The 20,327-nt window shown below is 66.5% G+C and carries 15 protein-coding genes; 4 read left to right on the top strand and 11 right to left on the bottom strand.

Translation table 11 applies throughout. From position 1 onward, the window contains the following. Positions 1 to 8: 8 nt before the first annotated feature. On the bottom strand, positions 9 to 2,975 hold the full coding sequence (locus B0E41_RS16510; protein ID WP_077332273.1) for a formate dehydrogenase subunit alpha: 2,967 nt from the start codon (positions 2,973 to 2,975) through the stop codon (positions 9 to 11). Positions 2,976 to 2,992: 17 nt separating this feature from the next. After that, entirely contained in the window at positions 2,993 to 3,214 is a 222-nt protein-coding gene (locus tag B0E41_RS16505) for a formate dehydrogenase (protein ID WP_077332271.1), read from the bottom strand. A 455-nt stretch (positions 3,215 to 3,669) separates the two neighbouring features. Between B0E41_RS16505 and B0E41_RS16500 the strand changes: the two genes are divergently transcribed. From B0E41_RS16500 to B0E41_RS27160, 3 genes are all read left to right on the top strand, one after another. After that, positions 3,670 to 5,052 (top strand): sigma-54 dependent transcriptional regulator, encoded by a 1,383-nt coding sequence (locus B0E41_RS16500; protein ID WP_077332269.1) that lies wholly within the window; start codon positions 3,670 to 3,672, stop codon positions 5,050 to 5,052. Positions 5,053 to 5,167: 115 nt separating this feature from the next. Next, complete coding sequence (locus B0E41_RS16495; protein WP_077332267.1) at positions 5,168 to 7,249, top strand: cache domain-containing protein; 2,082 nt, start codon at positions 5,168 to 5,170, stop codon at positions 7,247 to 7,249. 87 nt (positions 7,250 to 7,336) lie between these two features. Further along, entirely contained in the window at positions 7,337 to 7,501 is a 165-nt protein-coding gene (locus B0E41_RS27160) for a hypothetical protein (protein ID WP_171984791.1), read from the top strand. Here B0E41_RS27160 and B0E41_RS16490 read toward each other — a convergent pair. From B0E41_RS16490 to B0E41_RS16465, 6 genes are read right to left on the bottom strand one after another with little or no spacing between them, the layout of a single operon-like run. Next, positions 7,485 to 8,129 carry a Fic family protein gene (locus tag B0E41_RS16490; protein ID WP_077332265.1) on the bottom strand — a complete coding sequence of 215 codons (645 nt, stop codon included), beginning with the start codon at positions 8,127 to 8,129 and terminating at the stop codon, positions 7,485 to 7,487. The genes B0E41_RS27160 and B0E41_RS16490 overlap by 17 nt on opposite strands. Before the next feature lie 21 nt (positions 8,130 to 8,150). Next, positions 8,151 to 8,768, bottom strand: coding sequence for a molecular chaperone TorD family protein (locus B0E41_RS16485; RefSeq protein WP_077332263.1), 618 nt, complete (start codon positions 8,766 to 8,768; stop codon positions 8,151 to 8,153). 28 nt (positions 8,769 to 8,796) lie between these two features. After that, positions 8,797 to 10,878, bottom strand: a complete 2,082-nt coding sequence (locus B0E41_RS16480) for a 4Fe-4S binding protein (protein WP_077332302.1) — start codon at positions 10,876 to 10,878, stop codon at positions 8,797 to 8,799. Beyond that, entirely contained in the window at positions 10,838 to 11,464 is a 627-nt protein-coding gene (locus tag B0E41_RS16475; RefSeq protein ID WP_077332261.1) for a DUF3306 domain-containing protein, read from the bottom strand. The genes B0E41_RS16480 and B0E41_RS16475 overlap by 41 nt, the downstream gene beginning before the upstream one ends. After that, complete coding sequence (locus tag B0E41_RS16470) at positions 11,461 to 12,261, bottom strand: gamma-glutamyl-gamma-aminobutyrate hydrolase family protein (protein ID WP_077332259.1); 801 nt, start codon at positions 12,259 to 12,261, stop codon at positions 11,461 to 11,463. Before B0E41_RS16470 ends, B0E41_RS16475 begins: the two co-directional genes overlap by 4 nt. After that, the gene (locus tag B0E41_RS16465; RefSeq protein ID WP_077332304.1) at positions 12,258 to 12,902 is read right to left on the bottom strand and encodes a DUF3305 domain-containing protein; all 645 of its coding nucleotides are present in this window, start codon (positions 12,900 to 12,902) and stop codon (positions 12,258 to 12,260) included. The genes B0E41_RS16470 and B0E41_RS16465 overlap by 4 nt, the downstream gene beginning before the upstream one ends. Positions 12,903 to 13,064: 162 nt before the next feature. Here B0E41_RS16465 and B0E41_RS16460 point away from each other — a divergent pair, with 162 nt between their 5' ends. After that, positions 13,065 to 15,491, top strand: a complete 2,427-nt coding sequence (locus B0E41_RS16460; RefSeq protein ID WP_077332257.1) for a DUF1631 family protein — start codon at positions 13,065 to 13,067, stop codon at positions 15,489 to 15,491. Here B0E41_RS16460 and boxA read toward each other — a convergent pair. The 3 genes from boxA to boxC form a co-directional block, all read right to left on the bottom strand. After that, positions 15,485 to 16,786 carry a benzoyl-CoA 2,3-epoxidase subunit BoxA gene (boxA, locus tag B0E41_RS16455; protein ID WP_077332255.1) on the bottom strand — a complete coding sequence of 434 codons (1,302 nt, stop codon included), beginning with the start codon at positions 16,784 to 16,786 and terminating at the stop codon, positions 15,485 to 15,487. The genes B0E41_RS16460 and boxA overlap by 7 nt on opposite strands. Before the next feature lie 398 nt (positions 16,787 to 17,184). Further along, entirely contained in the window at positions 17,185 to 18,612 is a 1,428-nt protein-coding gene (gene boxB, locus B0E41_RS16450; RefSeq protein WP_077332253.1) for a benzoyl-CoA 2,3-epoxidase subunit BoxB, read from the bottom strand. A gap of 23 nt (positions 18,613 to 18,635) precedes the next feature. Continuing rightward, entirely contained in the window at positions 18,636 to 20,303 is a 1,668-nt protein-coding gene (gene boxC / locus B0E41_RS16445) for a 2,3-epoxybenzoyl-CoA dihydrolase (RefSeq protein WP_077332300.1), read from the bottom strand. Positions 20,304 to 20,327 lie beyond the last annotated feature (24 nt).

Below are 20,327 nucleotides of genomic sequence, written 5' to 3'. Positions count from 1 at the left end.
CGTTCTCCTTATGCTTTTTCGACGTTGCAGACCGTCGTCTTGGTCTCTTGCATCATCGTGACGATGTCGTAACCGTAGGTCGTGGCGGTGTTGATGGCCTCGCCGCGCACGATGGGCATCGCGCCGGCCGGGTAGTGGGCCTTCATGTCTTCGCCCTGCCAACGGCCGGAGAAGTGGAAGGGCAGGAACACGGTGTGATCGTTCACCCGCTCGGTCACCAGCGCTTGCACATTGATGCGCGCACCGGTGGGCGAACTCACCCAGACACGTTCACCGTTGCGGATGCCCCGTGCCGCCGCCGTGGTCGGGTTGATCTCGACAAACATCTCCTGCTGCAGCTCGGCCAGCCAGGGGTTGGAGCGGGTTTCTTCGCCGCCGCCTTCGTACTCGACCAGGCGACCCGAGGTCATGATCAGCGGGAATTTCTCGTGCACCTTGTCGTCGATGTTCTTCTGCTGCAGCGACTTGTAGAGGATGGGCAGGCGCCAGCGGCTCTTCTGGTCGTCGTGGCTCGGGTACTTGGCCACCAGGTCGGGACGGATGCCGTAGATCGGCTCGCGATGCTGCGGCACGGCGTCGGGGAAGTTCCAGACCACCGCGCGCGCCTTGGCGTTGCCAAACGGGTGGCAGCCGTGGGCCATGGCCACGCGGATGATGGCGCCGGTCGGGTCGGTCTTCCAGTTCTTGCCTTCGGCCTTGGCCTTCTCGGCGTCGCTCAGGTCGTCCCACCAGCCCAGCTTCTTGAGCAGAAGGTGGTCGAACTCGGGGTAGCCGGTGGTGATCTCCGAACCCAACGAGTGCGAACCGTCTTCGGCCAGCAGGCTCACGCCGTCTTTCTCCACGCCGAAGTTCGCGCGGAAGTTGCCGCCGCCTTCCATCACGTGCTTGGACGTGTCGTACAGGTTGGGCGAGCCCGGGTGCTTGATCTCGGGCGTGCCGTAGCAGGGCCAGGGCAGACCGAAGTAGTCGCCGGTCATGTCGTAGCCGGTTTCCTTGTCGACAACCTTGCCCTTGGCCTTGAGCGTTTTCACGTCGAAGGCGCCCATGTTGCGCATGTGGGCCTTCAGGCGCTCGGGGCTCTGCCCGGTGTAGCCGATGGTCCAGACCGACTTGTTGATTTCACGCAGGATGTCTTCCGGCACAGGCTCGTCCATGCCATGGACTTTCTGCATCTTGTAGTTCTTCGACAGCTCCGTGGCGAAGCCCAGTTTCTCGGCGAACTGGTGCATGATCATGTGGTCGCTGCGGCTCTCCCACAGCGGCTCGATCACCTTCTCACGCCACTGCAGCGAGCGGTTGGACGCGGTGCACGAACCGCTGGTTTCGAACTGCGTGGCCGCCGGCAGCAGGTACACCGCGCGGTCGGGGTTCAGATCTTCGGGCTTGCCGGGCATGGCCGCCATCGCAGCGGTGGCCGACGGGTACGGGTCCACCACCACCAGCAGGTCCAGCTTGTCCATGGCGCGCTTCATCTCCAGACCCCGGGTCTGCGAGTTGGGCGCGTGGCCCCAGAAGAACATGCCCCGGATGTTCGGGCCTTGGTCGATCAGCTCGTTTTTCTCGAGCACGCCGTCGATCCAGCGCGAGACGGTGATGCCGGGCTTCTCCATCGTGCCTTCGGCGTACTGCTTCTTGATCCACTCGTAGTCCACACCCCAGGCGGCGGCGAAGTGTTTCCACGAACCTGCGGCCAGACCGTAGTAGCCGGGCAGCGAATCGGGGTTGGGGCCAACGTCGGTGGCGCCCTGCACGTTGTCGTGGCCCCGGAAGATGTTGGTGCCGCCACCGGTCTTGCCCACGTTGCCCAGCGCCAGTTGCAGGATGCATGAAGCGCGCACGATGGCGTTGCCGATGGTGTGCTGGGTCTGCCCCATGCACCAGACCACCGTGCCAGGCTTGCTCTCGGCCAGCATCTTGGCCACCTTGAACACCTGTGCCTCTGACACGCCGCAGGCTTCTTCGACCGCGGCGGGCGTCCATTTGGCCAGCACCTCTTCACGTACCTTGTCCATGCCGAAGACGCGGTCGTTGATGTACTGCTTGTCTTCCCAGCCGTTCTTGAAGATGTGGTGCAGCAGGCCGAACAGGAAAGGAATGTCGGTGCCCGAGCGGATGCGCACGAACTCGTCGGCCTTGGCCGCGGTGCGGGTGAAGCGCGGGTCGACCACGATCATCTTGCAGCCGTTTTCCTTGGCGTGCAGCATGTGCAGCATCGACACGGGGTGGGCCTCGGCGGCGTTGGAGCCGATGTACATCGCGACCTTGCTGTTCTGCATGTCGTTGTACGAATTGGTCATGGCCCCGTAACCCCAGGTGTTTGCAACGCCGGCCACCGTGGTGGAGTGGCAGATGCGCGCCTGGTGGTCGCAGTTGTTGGTGCCCCAGAAGCTCACGAACTTGCGCAGCAGGTAGGCCTGTTCGTTGTTGTGCTTGGACGACCCGACGAAGTACACCGAGTCAGGCCCGCTGGCCTCCTTCAGCTTTTTCATGCGGTCGGTGATCTCTTCGAGCGCCGTGTCCCAGCTGATGCGCTCGTACTTGCCGTTGACCAGCTTCATCGGGTAGCGCAGGCGGTACTCGCCATGGCCGTGCTCGCGCAGGGCCGCGCCCTTGGCGCAGTGGGCACCCAGGTTGATGGGCGAATCGAACACCGGCTCCTGGCGCACCCAGACGCCGTTTTCAACAATGGCATCCGTCGCACAGCCCACAGAGCAGTGGGTGCAGATCGTGCGCTTGACTTCGATCTTGCCGCTGCCGTCAATCGACTTGCCGTCGGCGGCCTTGGCCTTCTTGACCAGCGTCAGCTGGGTCGCGGCCAGACCGACACCGACCCCCAAGCCCGATCGGCGCAGGAAAGCGCGGCGGTCCATGGTGGGCAAGGCAGCCGACAGGCCGCGCTGCAGGCTGTGGACGAAACTGCTGTGGGCCCGGGCGCCTTGAGCGCCAACGCCGGAGGATTTTTTGGTCAGCAACATGCGGTTCTCCGGCGGGATCAGATCTGGGTGGTCTTGTAGTAATGCTTGACGTGGTCCGTCAGCGCGTAGCCGCCGCCACGTTCCGGCGCAGGGCGTAGGGCTGCCGCCTCAGGGGGTGCTTCAGCGGTCGCGCCAGGCAACAGGCTCGCCGCAGCGGCCAGTGCGCCCACGGTGCCCGCACCGGCAAACAGGGTGCGCCGGTTCAGGCGGGAATGGGACTCAGATGGCGGCTTGTGCATGCATGTCTCCTGGTTGAACAGCGCCCGCTGCACGTCCCCTGACGCGACTTGTGGGCTTTTTGCATATGGCGAATCTAACCGTCGCCCCACCGGCACGCAAGCGACCATCGACACCGCACACCTGGCCAGGCAGTCCCTTGACATGCGGCTTGCCAGCGCCCAGCGAGCGCGCCACGGGTGCTAGCGACTTCATAGCCAAAACCGTGCCACCCGCGGGCTCATGCGGCGGGAAGACACGCACGCATCGCGGCGCGGGGAGAACGCCACAGGTCCAAAGGGAATACCCTGAGGCGCGAAAGAAACACAGTGGCACCGCGCGTCAAAATGGCATTCGGCGTTGCGACAATTTGTCGCGCGCCGGAGCCCGCTGTTGGGGCGCCATCGACATCTGGAACTGTCGGATTCCGGGGAATACCCCAGTGATTTGGTAAACATCATCCGTAGAATGCCGGCGGGTGGACCACCCCCCTCTCCCCCTTGCCCCCGAACGCAGCCTCGAAGGCTGGCCCGACTGGTCGATCCTGATCGTGGACGACGAGCAAGGCATGCTCAACTTCCTCGTCAAGACCCTGGCCCCACGCTGCCACTTCGTCATGAGCGCAGCGAGCGCCGAAGAAGGCGCCGAGTGGCTGCGCGGCCACCACGTCGACCTCGTCATCCTCGACATCTCCCTGCCCGGCAAAAACGGCGTGACCTGGCTGAAAGAATTGCGCGAGCAGGGCTTCACTGGCGAGGTCATCCTGATCACCGCCTTCGCCGATTTGGACACTGCCATCGAGGCGCTGCGCGCCGGCGCCTCCGACTTCATCCTCAAGCCCTTCCGGGTGCCGCAGATCCTCAACGCCGTCAAACAGTGCCATGAGCGCGCGCGCCTGCGGCGCGAAAACTTCGTGCTGCGCCGCGCGGTGGCGCCAGCCGCGGGAGGCTCGGCCCTGGTGGGCGACTCGCCCCCCATGCAGGCCCTGCGCATGTCCATCGCGCGCGTGGCACCCGTCAACAGCACCGTGCTGTTGCAAGGCGAATCGGGCACCGGCAAGGAACTGGTGGCGCGCGAGCTGCACGCGCAGAGCCCGCGCGCTGCCGGGCCCTTCGTGCCGGTGAACTGCGCGGCGGTGTCGCCCGAGCTGATCGAGAGCGAACTCTTCGGCCACGCGCGCGGTGCCTTCACCGGGGCAACACGGGCGCGCGACGGGCTGTTCCACTACGCGCAAGGCGGCACGCTGTTCCTCGACGAAATCGCCGAGCTGCCGCTGCCGATCCAGGCCACGCTGCTGCGAGCGATCGAAGACCTGAAGATCCGCCCGGTGGGCAGCGAGCAGCTGGTGCCACTGAACCTGCGCATCATGGCCGCGACCAACCGCCGCCTGGCCGACGAGGTCGCCGCAGGCCGCTTCCGCAAGGATCTCTATTTCAGGCTGCAGGTGGTCGACCTGAACCTGCCCCCGCTGCGTGAACACATGTCGGACATTGCTGAGCTGGTGGCGCACTTCGTGAATCAGCTCGCACCCGCCCTGGGCGTGGCGCCGCTGCAGATCAGCGCGCAGGAGATGGACTTCCTGCACCAATACCACTGGCCGGGCAACGTGCGCGAGCTGCGCAACCTGATCGAGCGCTCGCTCATCCTCGGTTCGCTCAACGTGTCGGCCCTCTACCCCGGTGACGCGAAGCGGGCCACGGCCAGCGCGAGCGCTGCCCCGATGGACCTGCTCACCATGGAGAAGCGGCACATCCTTTCCGTCATGGAATCGGTGCAAGGCGACAAGACGCGCGCTGCCCAGTTGCTCGGTGTGTCGCGTCGCACCCTTGAAAGGCGCGTCGCTGAATGGAATAGCTTGTGAAAGCACCCCCGCCGCGCTGCGCGCGACCCCCTCAAGGGGGCAACCCGATGCGGCCCGGCAAAGCCGGTTCCGCCGGGTTCTTGGATGGAACACGTTACGCCGGAACGGACCTCGCATGATCCGCCGCGCGCCCGGCTGGCTCGCCACCTCGGTGCGCAACAAGCTGCTAGCGATGGCGCTGCTGCCGCTGCTGGTGGTGTTCCCGTTGTTGGTGCTGGCCATCGCGGTGTGGAGCAGCGTCACCTACGACCGGCTGCTCATCACCAAGGTGCGCAGCGACCTGGCGGTGGCGCGCGGCTACTTCGACCAGGTGCTGATCGAGGTAGGCAGCGGCACACGCGGCGTGGCGCGTTCGCAGCGGCTGCTGCACAGCCTGCAGACGGCCTCGGCCGATGCCCCATTGGGCCTGCCGCTCGCCGCTGCCCAGCAGGAGTTGAACCTCGACTTCCTGCTGCTCTACCGGCCCGACGGACAGCCCCTGGTCAGCGCCCTCGGCGCCCGACCCAGCACCCCCCTGCCCGCAACGCTCACCCGCTTGCTCGACCTGTCCCATGCGCCCGGCGCCCATCCGCGCGCCGCGCAGATCGTGCGGCTCTCGCGCGACGAACTCAGCGCCATGGCGCCACAGTTGCTGCCGCGCCTGCACATCCCGCTGGTGCCCACGCGCAACGCCGCGCCCGACGCGCGCCGCATCGAAGACCGCGCCATGGTGGTGCTCTCACTGCAGCCGGTACTGGGCGCGAACGACCAGCCGCTGGCCCTGCTGGTGGGCGGTGTGCTGCTCAACCAGAACCTCGATTTCATCGACCACATCAACCGCATCGTCTACCCCGAGGGCGCCCTGCCCTTCGGTAGCGTTGGCACGGCCACGCTGTTCCTCGACGACGTGCGCATCACCACCAACGTGCGCCTGTTCCAGGACCAGCGCGCCATCGGCACCCGCGTCTCGCAAGCCGTGCGTGAGCGCGTGCTCGGCGGCGGCCAGACCTGGCTGGACCGCGCCTTCGTGGTGAATGACTGGTACGTGTCGGCCTACGACCCGCTGCTCGACGCGGCGGGCGAGCGAGTGGGCATGCTCTACGTGGGCTTCCTCGAATCGCCCTTCCGCCTGGTGCGTCACGCCATGCTCGCCCTCATGGGCCTGATCTTTCTCGGCGTGATGGCGGTCTCGGCCTGGTTCTCGGTGCGCTGGGCGCGCAGCATTTTCAAACCCGTCGAGCAGATGAACCACACCATGCAGCGCGTGAAAGACGGTGAGGCCGCCCGCGTGGGGGCCCGACCCGCGCGCGACGAACTCGGTGCGCTGGCCGGCCACCTCGACCAACTGCTCGACGTGATCGACGACAAGACCGCCGCCCTGCGCCGCTGGGGCGAAGAGCTGGACGCCAAGGTGGCCGAGCGCACGCGCGAGCTGGAGGCCAGCAACGCCTCGCTGCAGCTGGCGCAGCAGCAGCTGGTGAAAAGCGAAAAGCTCGCGGCCATCGGCCAGCTCACCGCCAGCATCGCGCACGAAATCAACAACCCCATCGCGGTGATGCAGGGCAACCTGGACCTGATGCGCGAGACACTGGGCGAACACGCGCAGCCGGTGAAGGCCGAGCTCCAGTTGCTGGACGAACAGGTCGAGCGCATGCGCCTGATCGTCACCCAGTTGCTGCAGTACGCCCGGCCCACCGAATACGCCGGCTACGTGGAAACGCTGGACCTCAACCAGACCGTGCATGACTGCCTGGTGCTGGTGGCGCACCTGCTGGCGCAGACGCGCATCAAGATGGTTCGTGAGCTGCAGGCCACGCAGCGCGTGGGCTTCAACCGGCAGGAGCTGCAGCAGGTCATCATCAACCTGCTCATCAACGCCATCCAGGCCATGCCGCAAGGCGGCACGCTGCGCCTGAGCACGCAGAACTGGGCGGACGAGCACGGTGCACGCGGCGCACTGCTGCAGGTGCAGGACTCCGGGCCGGGCCTGGCACCCGGCGTGGAAGAACGCCTGTTCCGCCCCTTCTTCACCACGAAGAACGACGGCAATGGCCTGGGCCTGTGGATCAGCCTGGGGCTCGTGGAACGCTACGGCGGCGCCATCAGCGCGGGGAACCGCGAAGACGGCCAGAACGGTGCGCTGTTTAGCGTGCGCCTGCTGACGGAGCCGCAGGCGCCGGAGGCGGTGAACACGCGGGATGGGCGGCCAGGAGGGTGATCGTTGTCAGGTCCAGCGGTAAACTCAGGCGACGCTGAACAACTTGCTCAGCGTCGCCCTAAACCACCGACATCGCAACACCACCGCATGCTGAAGCCCACAGAGCCCCAACGCAAGAAGCCCAGCAGCAAAGCGATGCTGCGTGCCGTGGCCAGCTCCACCGCCGTGGAAACGGGCCGCAGCGTGACCCTGCTGGAGCAGAAGCTGCAACAGCCCTCGACGCGTTTCGCTCACATCAAGCTGGCCCGCTGAGGCTGGCATCGCCTGCGGCCAGGGCTTCGACCACGAACTGGCCCATGGGGTTGTAGTCGCCCGACAACCCGGCGTGAATAGCGCCGATGTACGCCGGCTTGCGCTGCTCCCAACTGCTGTAGTCCATGGGCTCATGGCCTGCCTGCACGACCATCACATCGGCCAGCAAACGGGCCAAGCGCCCGTTGCCCTCGCGAAACGGATGAATCAAGACCAGTTCCACATGGGTCACCGCGATGGCGTTCACCAACTCGGCGGGGGCGAGTTGCCCGCAGGGTGTCCACCTCGCCAGACATTCCCGCTCAAAATCCCCGAGCAGGCCCGGCAGCAGCCCGGCAGTGGCGAATTGAAAGCCACCTTTGCCCAAATTCACCGAACGCTCCTGCCCCGCCCAGGGGTACACGTTACCGAGCCACTGGTGGTGCCAGCGCTTGAGGTCTTCGACGGTGAGCGCCCGATCGGGGAAGTCCTGCAGCAACACCTCGTCGTACAGCTCGCCCAGCAGCCGCAACTCCAATTCGTCCATATCAGCGGGCGAGGTGATGCCCACCAGGTTGCGCAGCACCTGTCCGTTCGAGCCGGGCTCGAACTCGCCTTCGGCCCCAGTGGTTTGGTAGCGATTGGTCATTGAACCGAAAGCGTAGCCCCTTCACACCATCAAATCAAACCCCTGTGTCTCCACACTGATGAACGCCACCGTGAACGCCGCCAGCGCTGCATAGAACTTTGCCTTGGGGTGGGCGGCGATGGCCTCGCACATCGCGGGCGCCCAGGTCAACACGTGGGCGCTGAAGAATTTTTGCTGTTGGGTGAGGTTGGCGACTTCCATGTCGTCGCCAGCGATCAGGTAGCGCATGACTTCGCAGACGCAAGCGAAGTGGTCTTCGGTTTCGGTCATCGACTCGTCGCGCGACAGCCCCAGGGCGGCGAGGTCGCCGCGCAGCGCGGCCAGGGGCTTTTCGTTGAGGAAGCCGCTGAGGTACCAGGAGCCGAACAGGTAGAGCTCGGGCTTGCCGACGCCGCCGAACAGGGCGTTGTACTCGGCGGCCACCTGCGGATCGCTCAGCTCGCGCACCGTGCCCACGAACTGGCGCCAGGGCTCTTCGAGAAAGCCACCGGCTGCCGGCGCTTCGGTCACGGCCACACGCAGCTGGGCCAGCAGATCGGGGCTGGGCGGCGCGTAGAACAGCGCGGCCAGCAGGCCGTACACCTCGGCGCGGGCGGTTTCTTCGTCGAGGGCGGAAGACACGGGGATGGAATCGTTCATGGCAGCTTCGTGCAATCGCTAAAGGGCTTCAAAGATCGGTGATCTTGGTTTCGCCCGGGTTCGAATAGATGTCCACCACGCGGCAGTCGCCACACATCTTCAGGCGCTCCAGCGCCTCGCCCTGGAACATGGCGTGGCCGCCGAGTTTGGCGAGCATGACCTCGATGCCCTTGAGCGTGCCGAAGGGCTTGCTGCAGCGGATGCACTGGTAGGGCAACGCTTCGTTGAGCACGCGCGGCTGGCGGCGCTCTTCGCTGAGCAGCAGGCGCGGCTGCAGGGTGATGGCGTTCTCGGGGCAGGTGGTGGCGCACAGGCCGCACTGCACGCAGTTCTTTTCGATGAAGCGCAGTTGCGGGCGTTCGGCGTTGTCTTGCAGCGCGCTGGCAGGGCAGGCACTGACGCAGCTCAGGCACAGGGTGCAGGTGTCGCGGTTGACGTTGAGGCTGCCGAAGGGCGAGGCCGCGGGCAGCGCGATGGCGACCTCTTTCGTGCGCGTGGCGCGGCTGGCGCTGTCTTGCAGCAGGTGGTCCAGCGCGAGGTCGAGCGTGGCGCGTTTTTCGGGCTGCACCGCGAAGCTGGCGGCCTTGGTGACGCCTTGCGCGGGTGCTTCTCCCAGCTCGGCGTCGAGCACCGGCAGGTCGCGTGCGTCGCGCACTTCGATGAGCTTGAAGTGACGGCCGCTGTAGCCCAGCGCCTGCACGATGGATTCGGCCACGGCCATCTGCTCGCGCAGGGCCGCGTGGTACTGCGGCGCTTCTTCGCCGGTCATCAGCACCCAGACCTGGCGCGCGCCGTAGGCAAAGGCGGTGAGCCAGAGGTCGATGCCGGTGGAAGCGGTGTGCCACAGCGGCAGCGGGATCACGCGGGCGGGCACACCGCGCACGGTCTTGTCCAGCTGGGCCAAACGCCCGAGGTCGTTCACCAGTGCCGCGCCGGCTTCCTGGCTGTGCAGCAGCAGGGCGGCGTCCTTGCCGCCGGCCCTGGCGTAGGTGGCCAGCAGGGTGCGCAGCTTGACGCCCTGCTCGCTGGCGCGCGGGTAGGCGTAGCTCAGCGCGCCGGTGGGGCAGACGGTGGTGCAGGTGCCGCAGCCCACGCAGAGGTTGGGGTTGACGACGATCTGGTTTCTTTTCAGGTCGCTTGAAATCGCCGAGGCCGAGCACACGTCCACACAGGCGTTGCAGCCCACGCTCTGGTTGCGGCCGTGGGCGCAGATTTTTTGTTTGTAGGTAAAGAACTTCGGCTTCTCGAACTCGCCGACCAGCTCACGAAGTTGCGTGACGGCACGCACCTGTGCCAGCGTGTCGGCCGACGGCGGCAGGTGCACATAACCCTGTGGCAGCGCGTGCTGGGTGAAGCCCGGCGCGGCTCGCAGGTCGAGCACGAGGTCGAACTTTTCTTCTCGTTCCTGCGCATCGCGCTGGAAGTTGATGGCACCCACGGCCTCGCAGGCCTTGACGCAGGCGCGGTGCGATTGGCAGAGCGACAGGTCCACCTGGTAATCGAGCCCGATGGCGCCTTCGGGGCAGGCGGCCACGCAGGCGTTGCAGCGGGTGCAAAGGTCGAGGTCGATGGGGTTGCTGGCGCTGACCACCACGTCGAACGCGCCGAGCCAGCCGCGCAGGCTCTGCAACTGCCCGGCGAGCACCGGGTACTGGCGCGCCTGCATGCCGCTGCCGCCGGTGGCGAGCAGGGTCACGTCGAGCGCGTCGTTCACCAGCGCGGCCATGGCTTCGGCGCGCTCCAGCGGACCGATGATGAGCAGGCGACCTTCGCTGGTGTAGGTGACGGTGGGCACCGGCTCGGCCTCGGGCAGGCGCGCGGCGGCGAGCAGGGCCGCGATCTTGGGCGTGGCCATCGCAGCCTCACGGCCCCAGCCGCCGGTCTCGCGGATGTTCACGAACCGGATCGGGCGCGCCTGCAGCGACACGGCGCCTTCGGTCTGCTCGGACAGCTCGGAGAACAACCGGCTTTCCTGCGTGCAGGCCACCACCAGTTCATCGGCGTTGCGGGTGGCTTTCTGGAAGGCGGGGGCGTCGCGGCGGCACAGCGTGGTGTGCAGCGTCAGATCTTCATCCAGCCCCTGGCCCAGGGCCTTGGGGTCCAGGGGCATGGTCTGGTTGCAGTTGCAGATCAGCGTGGTCATCGTGGGTCTCTTCGGGTTCTGCCGCGTCTAGTGCGCGAGTGTCTTCGGTGGCTGGCAACGGTTCGGCGCTGATGGCCGAAGCGGCGGCTTCGGGTCCTGCGGCTGGACCTGCCGCCAGCGGCTTCTTGTTTTTGTCTTCGGGGTCGTCCACCAGTTTCAGGAACTGGGCGCTGACCATCTTCGCCATGTCGGCGGCCGACAGTGGGCTGGGCTTGGAGTAGTCGTCGATGTAGATGTCGAGCCCGTCCATCACGTTGAAGTGCGGGTCGGCGAACAATTTCTTCACGGCGGCGTTGCGCACCTCGGGCGACACGCCCTTGGCCACGAAGCGGCTGAAGTCGGATGCGGGGGTGAGGGCCAGCGTGTCTTCGAGCGTGGGCGGGGGTGGCGCGGTTTCGACCACCGGTGCGTCGGACGCCACCGGCACAGCGGCGGGCTCCGCCACGGCCACGGCAGGCACAGGGGGCACGGGTTCGGCCACCACTTCGCCGCTGCGTACCAACGCCTTGCGGCGCGACCAGCGCGAGAAGAAGCTGTCGTCAGAGGCGCTCATGGCAGCTTGCGCATTCGGTCGGCTCGCTCGCGCGTGGCCTGCAGAAAGGCCTCCATCACCGGGCCGCTGTCGATCAGGCCCTGCCGCGCTTCGATCGGCAGCAGGTGGAATTCGGGGTGCCATTGCAGACCCAGCACAAAGCCCGGTCCGGTGGCGCGGATGGCCTCGATCACACCGTCCTGCGGGCACAGCGCCTCGACCACCAGGCCTTCGCCCAGGCGGTCCACGCACTGGTGGTGGATGCTGGTCACGCGGTGCAAGGCGGGACCGTACAGCCGGTCGAGCAGCAGGCCGGGTTCAAACTGCACCTCGTGCTGCAGGCGGTCGTAATGGGTCAGGTCCTGATGCTGCACCGGGCTCTGGCGCTGCGATGGGATGTCTTGCACCAGGGTGCCGCCGTGGTACACGTTGATGAGCTGGGCGCCGCGGCAAATGCCCAGCACGGGCTTGCGCGCCTCGATGAAGCCGCACAGCAGCGCCAGCTCGTAGCGGTCGCGGATCGGGTCACCGGCCCATGCGGGTTGCAGCAGCTGGTCACCATAGGTTTCGGGGCAGACGTCGATGCCGCCCTGAAGCACCAGGCCATCGAGCAAGTCGACCACTTCGCCGATGGGCACGCGCTTGGCCAGGTGCGGACTGTCTTCGTCCACGAAGGGCACCATGAGCGCGATCGCGCCGTGGGCCATGACCCAGTGCGCCATGGAGCTCTCCAAGAACTGCAGGCGCTTTTGCGGCAGACCCAGCCCGGGAGGCGGCTCGTGCAGCAGGCGCGCGCTGATGCCGATGCGAAGCGTCATGCCCCACCCCCTTCGCGCGGGCCTGAACCGCCGCCGCCGCGAACCGCCTTGTCGGTGCTCACGCGGGCGGGTTGGCCGAAGCGGTCGGTCAGCGTTTTGAAGCTGGCGGGGCGCTGGCGGCGCTTGGGCTCGGCCCGGTGGTGCTGGTCCACGAACGCCCTGAGCCAGTCCACCACCGCCTCGGGCGCGGGCACCTGGTCCACCTTTTCCTGGGCGTCGAGCCAGCGGCCCGCGTCGTGGTAGCTGAGGGTCACGATCTGCGGCACGGCCATGGGCTCGTCGCCCAGCAGATGCGCCTCATCAGCGCGCCAAAACACCCAGAAGCAGGGCGAGGGGCTGGAGAGGTTGAGGAACAGGCCTTCAACGTCGTCGCGGTACAGCGTCACCCGCAGGCCAGGGTACAGCCAGTACCCGGCGCCATCCACCGACACCGCACCAGGCAGCAGCGGCTGCACTTCCTGCGCTGCGGCGGCCACCGGCTGCGGCGCGCCGACAGCCTCTTCAAACGGTTCCCCGGTCGGCAGGACGTCGGCCAACACCCAGCGCCAGGACTGCCAGCGCGCCATCGGTCCGGTGACGGGCTCTCGCCGCATCACCACGTCCACCGACAGCACGGGACGGCCAGAGGTGGTGGGAAACATGTGTGCTTCGGCTTGCATAAGTGGGGGGACTGTACGCCAAGGCGACGGACGGTTTCATCTGGAGTGTGAGTGACCCGATTGACAGTACCGGTGTGCCCCGCCACGGTGTAACCTGTGTGATATTTCGCACATCTTTCCAGCCCCAACCGCCCAACCACGTCCATGTCTTCAGACCCGTCGCTGCTCGATCAATGTTTCGATCGGGTGCTCAGGGAGGCCCCTGGCCTGCTCGGGCGCAGCCTGACCGCGACGGTAGAAAGCCTGCAGGAGGCCGAAAACCAGAGCCGCGAGGTCGTCCAGCGCGATCTGATTTCCCGTGCCTGGTGGAGCCTGGAGCGCCAGCGCACCCTCCTCGTCTCGCAGTTCCCGCAGCGCTTGCAGCAGGCGTTTCAACACGCGGGCCACGAAGGGCCGACCTCCTCACTGGCCAAGATGTCCGACTCGTCGCTGCTGGCGCTGGTGGAAGACAGTTCGGTCAACGAGTCGCTGGCGTCGGCTCGCATGCTGCAGGAGCTGATGCCGGTGGTGGAACAGGCGCTGTCCATGGTCGATGCCCGCATGAGCTCGTTGATCGGGCTGGAGACGGTGCACGCCGAAAAGAACCCGCTGCGGCCCTCGGTGTTCGTGCGGGTGCTGCGCGACCAGATGAGCGAGCGCGAGCCCGACCCGCAGCTGCGCAGCCTGTGGATGCAGAAGATGGCCGCTCCGCTGGCCCGCGAACTCGGTCAGCTCTACGGGCAGATCGCTCTGCTGTTGCAGCAGGCCAGGGTGCAGGAGGCGGGCTACCGCATCCGGCTGGTGGCGGACACCCCTGCCGGCACCCACCAGTCCACCCGGGGCTGGCTGGAAGAGGGCCGGACCGGCGAAGCCAGCGCGGGCATGGGCCTGGCGCCCGCTGGCGAAGCGCCGCCGCAGCCGATGTCGTTGCGCATGAAGGACCTGGCGCGCCCCCAGACGCTCCTGCAGCACGAGGTGCTGCAGGCCTTCATGGATGGTGAACAGGGTGTGTTCGACCACCGGCTTGACAACACCTTCTTCGAGCAGGTCCGTCAGGAGCTGCACCACGTCGACCTCCTGGCGCGGCTGCCCTCGCCCGACGCCGCGGAACTGGAAGAAGAACGCCTGCGCTACCGCGACATGCCGGTGGTCGACAGGCCCACGCGACAGGTCGATGTCGCCTCGCCGCTGGACGCCGGCCAATGGGGCGACTACGCCGCACCGCACGAACGCTCCCGGGTTCTGCTGGAGCTCAAGCACCAGGCCGACAAGGTGTCGCAGGCGGTCGGCCTGGACGTGGTCCGCAAGCTGGTGGGCCAGGTGGCTGGCGATCCGCTGCTGTTGGCGCCGGTGCGCGAGGCGGTGGTGGCGCTGGAGCCCGCGCTGCTGCGCCTGGCCCTGGCGGAACCGCGCTACTTCGCCCGCAGCGACCACCCGGCGCGGCTGTGGATCGAAGGGGTCGCACAGCGCAGCTTTCGCTACAACGACGAGTTCTCACCGGGGTTCGCGGCATTTTTCGAGCCGGTGCGCCAGCAGGTGCGTTCGCTCAACGACAGCGGGTCACCCGACGCCGGGCCGTTCGAGCTGGCCCTGGCCGATCTGACGGCACGCTGGGCGAACGACGACCAGGCGGAAGAGCCCCGTCAACAGCAGCAGCTGGACGCCCTGAACCACGCCGAGCAGCGCCAAGCGCGGGCCGATCAGATCGCCTGGGAAATCAGCCACCGCCCGGATATTTACAACGCACCGGGCATCGTGCTCGACTTCCTGTACGGATCGTGGTCGCTGGTGATTGCCTCGGCGGAGCTGCGCCATCCCGATGGCGGACCGGACCCGCTGGGCTACCGCAAGGTCATTGCTCAACTGCTGTGGAGCACCCAAAGCCAGGTGACCCTGCGCAAGCCCAACCAGCTGTTCCAGATCGTGCCAGGCATGCTGATGTCTCTGCGCCAGGGGCTGGAGAGCCTCGGCAAGTCGCCGGAAGAAACTCAGACCTTCTTCGATGCCCTGCTCAAACTGCACGAGCCGGTGCTGCTGCTGCGCCGGGTGCGCGCCCGGGCGGAAGGCCTGGCTCCGGGCACCATCGACCCGGAGATCGCCGCGGGGCGGGAGGTGCTGGAGACCTTGCTGGCACCGGCATCGCCGGAGCAGCAGAAACCGAAATCGCCCGAGCAGCCCTGGATCGGCGCCCGCGAAATGGCCAGCGCCGGCTTCAGCCAACCCATGCCGCTGACCGGCACCGTATCGGCCGAGGCCCCGGACACCACCTCAGATGCCCTGGAAGACGGTGAGCCGGCTGCGGAGTCGGTCGATCCGACGTCGGTCATGCTGAATCGCCTGACGACGGGAAGCTGGGTCGACCTCTACTCAGGGGGCGAGTGGCTGCGTGCGCAGTTGGTCTGGAGCAGCCAGAAAGCCAGCCTGTTCATGTTCACCAGCCATGGCGGCCGCGCGCACACGATGACGCGACGCAGCTGCGAAAAGTTGATGGCCAAACGCTGGCTGCGCCTGGTCGAATCCCGTCCGGTGATGGACCGGGCCCTGCGCCAGCTCACGGCCGAAGCCGCCGAGGCGACAGCCGACGCTCAGTAGGTTTCGAGGTGCAGCCGGCCTTCGCGCTTGAGCGCCTGGCCGATGCTGTCCCAGTTCAGACCCGCCTGCGTGGCCACGTCGCGCAGGGCGAGCACCACACCCTCTTCCATGGCCTTGAGGCCGCAGACATAGAAGCAGGCGTTGGGGTCTTGCAGCAGCGGCACCAGGTCGGCGGCGCGTTCGCGCAGCGCGTCCTGCACGTAACGTTTGGGCTGGCCGGGCGTGCGGCTGAAGGTGAAGTTGCTGTCGATGAAGTCTTTGGGCAGGCTTTGCAGCGGGCCGAAGTACGGCAGCTCTTCCTGCGTGCGCGCGCCGAAGAACAGCATCAATTTCCCACCCTCGAACTTGCCGCTGGCCCGCAGGCGGCGGCGCCACTCGGTCATGGCGCGCATGGGGGCGCTGCCGGTGCCGGTGCAGATCATCACGATGCTGGACTTGGGGTGGTTGGGCATCAGGAAGCTGGTGCCGAACGGGCCGATGACCTGCACCGTGTCGCCCACCTTCAGGTCGCACATGAAGTTGCTGGCCACGCCGCGCACCGGCTGACCGGCGTGGTCTTCGAGCACGCGCTTGATGGTGAGCGAGAGGTTGTTGTAGCCCGGGCGCTCGCCGTTGCGCGGGCTGGCGATGCTGTACTGGCGGGCGTGGTGCGGCCGGCCTTGGTCGTCGGTGCCGGGCGGCACGATACCGATGCTCTGGCCTTCGAGCAAGGGGAAGGGCATGCTGCCGAAGTCGAGCACGATGTGGTGGGTGTCGTAGTCGTGGCCAGCCTGTTTGCCGACTTCGGTGACACGCACGTTGCCGGTGACGGTGGCGGTCACGGTCTTCTCGGCGGCCTTGGGACCGTAGAGGTTGGTGTAGGCGTGGGCGGCGCTCCAGGGCGGGGTGGTGGCGCCGTATTGAGATGAGTTGAAGGCGGTCTGGCCGGTGGGGTCCACCGGCGCAGGCGCTGCGGGTTCGGTCTCGGCTTGGACCACGTCACCGGCGGCATCGCCGGCCAGCGCCGCTCGCTCGGCGGCCGACAGCTCGACGGGCAGGTTGTCCCAGGTGAGCTGCTCGGCCAGCGAATAGGCCTTGATGCGCGGCATGGTGCGGTAGTTGTCGATCGAGCCGGTGGGGCACGGCGAGATGCAGTCGTTGCACCAGTTGCACTTTTCGGCATCGACCACGTAGTTGCGCGAGTCGTGCGTGATGGCCTGCACCGGGCAGATGGCTTCGCAGGTGTTGCAGCGGATGCAGATCTCAGGGTCGATCAGGTGCTGCTTGATCACAGCGGCTTGCGTCGTGGCGGTCATCTGGGGTCTCCGTGCTTCCTGTTTGCGTTCTTCTATTGTCTGACGTGTCTTGACTTCGTGGGGGCACCGCATGGGACGGGGCGGCCAACTCCGTTCGTGTGTCTTGTGACTTCGTGGTGGCACCGCATGGGCCGGGGTGACCAACTCCGTTCGTGTCCCCCGCCGGCCTGCGGCCGGCTCCTCCTTTACCTCACTGCGTCGGTCACCCCAACCCATGCTCATTGGCACGCAAGGGATAGAAGAAATGAATCAGCAAGTCGTTCTCCGGAGCGCGTGCCTTCACCCAGGGATGCGGTGGAACCGGCTTCGCCGGGCCACTCGCATCGTCCCCCCTCCAAGCGCCGAAGGCGCGCCAGAGAGGGGGGAAGCCGCGAAGCGGCGCAGGGGGGAGTTCGAATTCAAGCGAAGCGGACGTAGTCAAAGTCCACCGGCTGCCGGTTGATGCCCATCACCGGCGGCGCGATCCAGTGGGCGAACTTGCCCGGGTCGACCACGCGGCCCATCAGGCTGGCGACGAAGGCGCGGTCGCCCTCGCTGGGCAGCCAGTTGTCGCGGTTGGCATTCCACTCGGACTCGGAGATCACGCGGCCATCGGGCGCGACCTTCACGCCCTTGAGCAGACCGATGTTGCGGTGGAAGGCCTTGTGCGGCACGGTCAGGCGGAAGGGGATGCCGGCTTTTTCGATGACCTTGTTCCAGCGCTCCACACCACCGATGCTGTCCTTGATGTAGTCGTCGCGCAGCACTTCGTTGAGTGCATTGAGCATGGGCACTTCTTTTTCGACGAGCTGACCGTTCTGCACGTTGAGCACTTTGTAGAACTGGCCGCGCAGCTGGTGGTCGTCGGTGCGTTTGCCTTCTTCATAGCGGCCTTTGAGGCCGGTGCTGTAGAAGGTGGCGGCGTTGCTGGATTCGTCGGCGCCGAAGAGGTCGATGGTGACGCTGAAGTGGAAGTTCAGGTAGCGCTGGATGGTGGGCAGGTCGATCACGCCGGCGGCGCGCAGCTTGGCCGGGTCGTCGGTTTTCAGCTCGTTCATCACCTGGCAGGTGCGGTTGATCACGCGGCTGACGCCGCTCTCGCCCACGAACATGTGGTGGGCTTCTTCGGTCAGCATGAACTTGGTGGTGCGCGCGAGCGGGTCGAAGCTGGACTCGGCCAGGGCGCAGAGCTGGAACTTGCCGTCACGGTCGGTGAAGTAGGTGAACATGAAGAAGCTCAGCCAGTCGGGCGTCTCTTCGTTGAAGGCTTCCAGAATGCGCGGGTTGTCGGCGTTGCCGCTGTTGCGCTCCAGCAGGGCTTCGCCTTCTTCGCGGCCGTCCTTGCCGAAGTACTTGTGCAGCAGGTAGACCATGGCCCAGAGGTGGCGGCCTTCTTCGACGTTGACTTGAAACAGGTTGCGCAGGTCGTACTGGCTCGGGCAGGTCAGGCCGAGGTGGCGCTGCTGTTCGACCGAAGCGGGCTCGGTGTCGCCTTGCGTCACGATGATGCGGCGCAGGTTGGCGCGGTATTCGCCGGGGATGTCTTGCCAGGCGGCTTCGCCCTTGTGGTCACCGAAGTGAATCTTGCGGTCGGCCTCGGCGGGGTTCAGGAAGATGCCCCAGCGGTAGTCGGGCATCTTGACGTGGCCGAACTGGGCCCAGCCCTGCGGGTCCACGCTGATGGCGGTGCGCAGGTAGACGTCGAAGTTCTGCGAACCGTCCGGGCCCATGTCGTCCCACCACTTGAGGTAGTTGGGCTGCCACTGCTCCAGCGCGCGCTGCAGCGTGCGGTCTTCGCTCAGGTTGACGTTGTTGGGGATCTTGTCGCTGTAGTCGATCATGGACATGTTGGTCTCCTGGGGTGTGTGCTTCAGACGCGGTTGAAATCGAACTGGGCTTTTTCGCCCTTGCCATAGACCTTCAGCGCACCCTTTTCGCCCACGGCGTTGGGGCGCTGGAAGATCCAGTTCTGCCAGGCGGTGAGGCGGCCGAAAACGCGGGTGGCCATGTTTTCCTTCTGCGCGAAACGCAGGTTGGCTTCGAGGCCGGTCAGGGCGTCGGGCGACATGGCGGCGCGCTCTTCCAGCGCCAGGCGCACTTCGTCGGCCCAGTCGATGTCGTCGGGCGCGGCGGTCACGAGACCGAGCGCGAAGGCGGCGTCGGCGTCGAGGGCCTTGCCAATGGCGCCGCGCACTGCATCCATGGGGCCGGCTTCTTCGTAGAAGCGGCGCTGCAGGCGCGACTGGTCGTTCACCATCGGCAGGTAGCCGAAGTTGAATTCGGAGAGTTGCAGCTTGGGCGCTTTGTCGGCGTCATCGGGCAGGGCCAGCATGTAGGCGCGGTCGGCGCAGAAGGCGAGTTCGGCCAGGGTGCCGGCGAAGCAGGAGCCGGCTTCGATCAGCGCGAACAGGCTGCGCGAAGACACATCCAGGCGGGCGAAGGTGCGGCGCAGCGCGCCGATGGTTTCGCGCACGAACCAGTGGTCTTTGTTGGCCAGCATCAGGGCGTCGTTGGCCAGCACGGCCGCAGCGTCGCCTTCGGTCTTGAGCACCCAGGTGCCGATGTCGAGCTCGTTGGTGCGCAGGTTGAGGATGGCGTCGTCGAGTTCGCGGGCCATCTGCAGCGGGTACCAGGCGGCGCCGGCGGCTTCGATGCCGGCGATGTCGGTGGGCTGAGCACCGCTGGGTGATTTCAGTGTGATGGTCGCGTTGCGCCTGGCGCGGTCGATGGCAACGTTGACATAGGTGTAGACGATGCCGTCGGCGCTGTCGCAGCGTTCGACGCGGGGCAGGCTCACGCCCTTCCCATCGGCCGGGCGGTCGCTCTGGGCGGCCAGCTTTGTTGCACGTTCGCTCACGGCGGCCGCGAACTGCTGGGGCTTGGCCACGGCATCGACCAGGCGCCAGTCCACGGCCTTGGCGCCGCGCACGCCTTCGCTGGTGGTGCAGAAGATGTCGGCCAGGTCGTGGCGCACGTGGCGCTTGTCGGTCACGCGGGTCAGGCCGCCGGTGCCGGGCAAGACGCCGAGCAGCGGCACCTCGGGCAGGCTGACCGCGCTGGATCGGTCGTCCACCAGCAGGATCTCATCGCAGGCCAGGGCCAGCTCGTAGCCGCCACCGGCGCAGGCACCGTTCAGGGCGGCCAGGAATTTGAGGCCCGAGTGTTTGCTGGTGTCTTCAATGCCGTTGCGGGTTTCGTTGGTGAACTTGCAGAAATTCACCTTCCAGGCGTGGCTGGAAACACCGAGCATGAAGATGTTGGCGCCGGAGCAAAACACGCGGTCTTTGCCGCTGGTGACGACCACGGTGCGCACTTCGGGGTGTTCGAAGCGGATGCGGTTGAGCGCGTCGTGCAGCTCGATGTCCACGCCCAGGTCGTAGCTGTTGAGCTTGAGCTTGTAGCCCGGGCGGATGCCGCCGTCTTCGTCAATGTCGATCGCCAGCGTGGCCATCGCGCCATCAAAGGCGAGTTTCCAGTGGCGGTACTGGCTGGGGTCGGTGCGGTAGTCGACGGAATTGGGGTTGATGGCTGCGGACAAGGCGGTCTCCTGTTTGTGTGGCTG

Origin of the sequence: Hydrogenophaga sp. A37 (assembly GCF_002001205.1) — a bacterium.
Classification (GTDB): domain Bacteria; phylum Pseudomonadota; class Gammaproteobacteria; order Burkholderiales; family Burkholderiaceae_C; genus Hydrogenophaga.
This window is presented reverse-complemented; position numbering and strand designations above follow the sequence as displayed.

Excerpts from the sequence above, each read along its gene's own strand:
- B0E41_RS16510 (WP_077332273.1), bottom strand. The coding sequence starts at position 2,975 with ATGTTGCTGACCAAAAAATCCTCCGGCGTTGGCGCTCAAGGCGCCCGG.
- B0E41_RS16505 (WP_077332271.1), bottom strand. The coding sequence starts at position 3,214 with ATGCACAAGCCGCCATCTGAGTCCCATTCCCGCCTGAACCGGCGCACC.
- B0E41_RS16495 (WP_077332267.1), top strand. The coding sequence starts at position 5,168 with ATGATCCGCCGCGCGCCCGGCTGGCTCGCCACCTCGGTGCGCAACAAG.
- B0E41_RS27160 (WP_171984791.1), top strand. The coding sequence starts at position 7,337 with ATGCTGAAGCCCACAGAGCCCCAACGCAAGAAGCCCAGCAGCAAAGCG.
- B0E41_RS16490 (WP_077332265.1), bottom strand. The coding sequence starts at position 8,129 with ATGACCAATCGCTACCAAACCACTGGGGCCGAAGGCGAGTTCGAGCCC.
- B0E41_RS16485 (WP_077332263.1), bottom strand. The coding sequence starts at position 8,768 with ATGAACGATTCCATCCCCGTGTCTTCCGCCCTCGACGAAGAAACCGCC.
- B0E41_RS16480 (WP_077332302.1), bottom strand. The coding sequence starts at position 10,878 with ATGCCCCTGGACCCCAAGGCCCTGGGCCAGGGGCTGGATGAAGATCTG.
- B0E41_RS16475 (WP_077332261.1), bottom strand. The coding sequence starts at position 11,464 with ATGAGCGCCTCTGACGACAGCTTCTTCTCGCGCTGGTCGCGCCGCAAG.
- B0E41_RS16470 (WP_077332259.1), bottom strand. The coding sequence starts at position 12,261 with ATGACGCTTCGCATCGGCATCAGCGCGCGCCTGCTGCACGAGCCGCCT.
- B0E41_RS16465 (WP_077332304.1), bottom strand. The coding sequence starts at position 12,902 with ATGTTTCCCACCACCTCTGGCCGTCCCGTGCTGTCGGTGGACGTGGTG.
- B0E41_RS16460 (WP_077332257.1), top strand. The coding sequence starts at position 13,065 with ATGTCTTCAGACCCGTCGCTGCTCGATCAATGTTTCGATCGGGTGCTC.
- boxA (WP_077332255.1), bottom strand. The coding sequence starts at position 16,786 with ATGACCGCCACGACGCAAGCCGCTGTGATCAAGCAGCACCTGATCGAC.
- boxB (WP_077332253.1), bottom strand. The coding sequence starts at position 18,612 with ATGTCCATGATCGACTACAGCGACAAGATCCCCAACAACGTCAACCTG.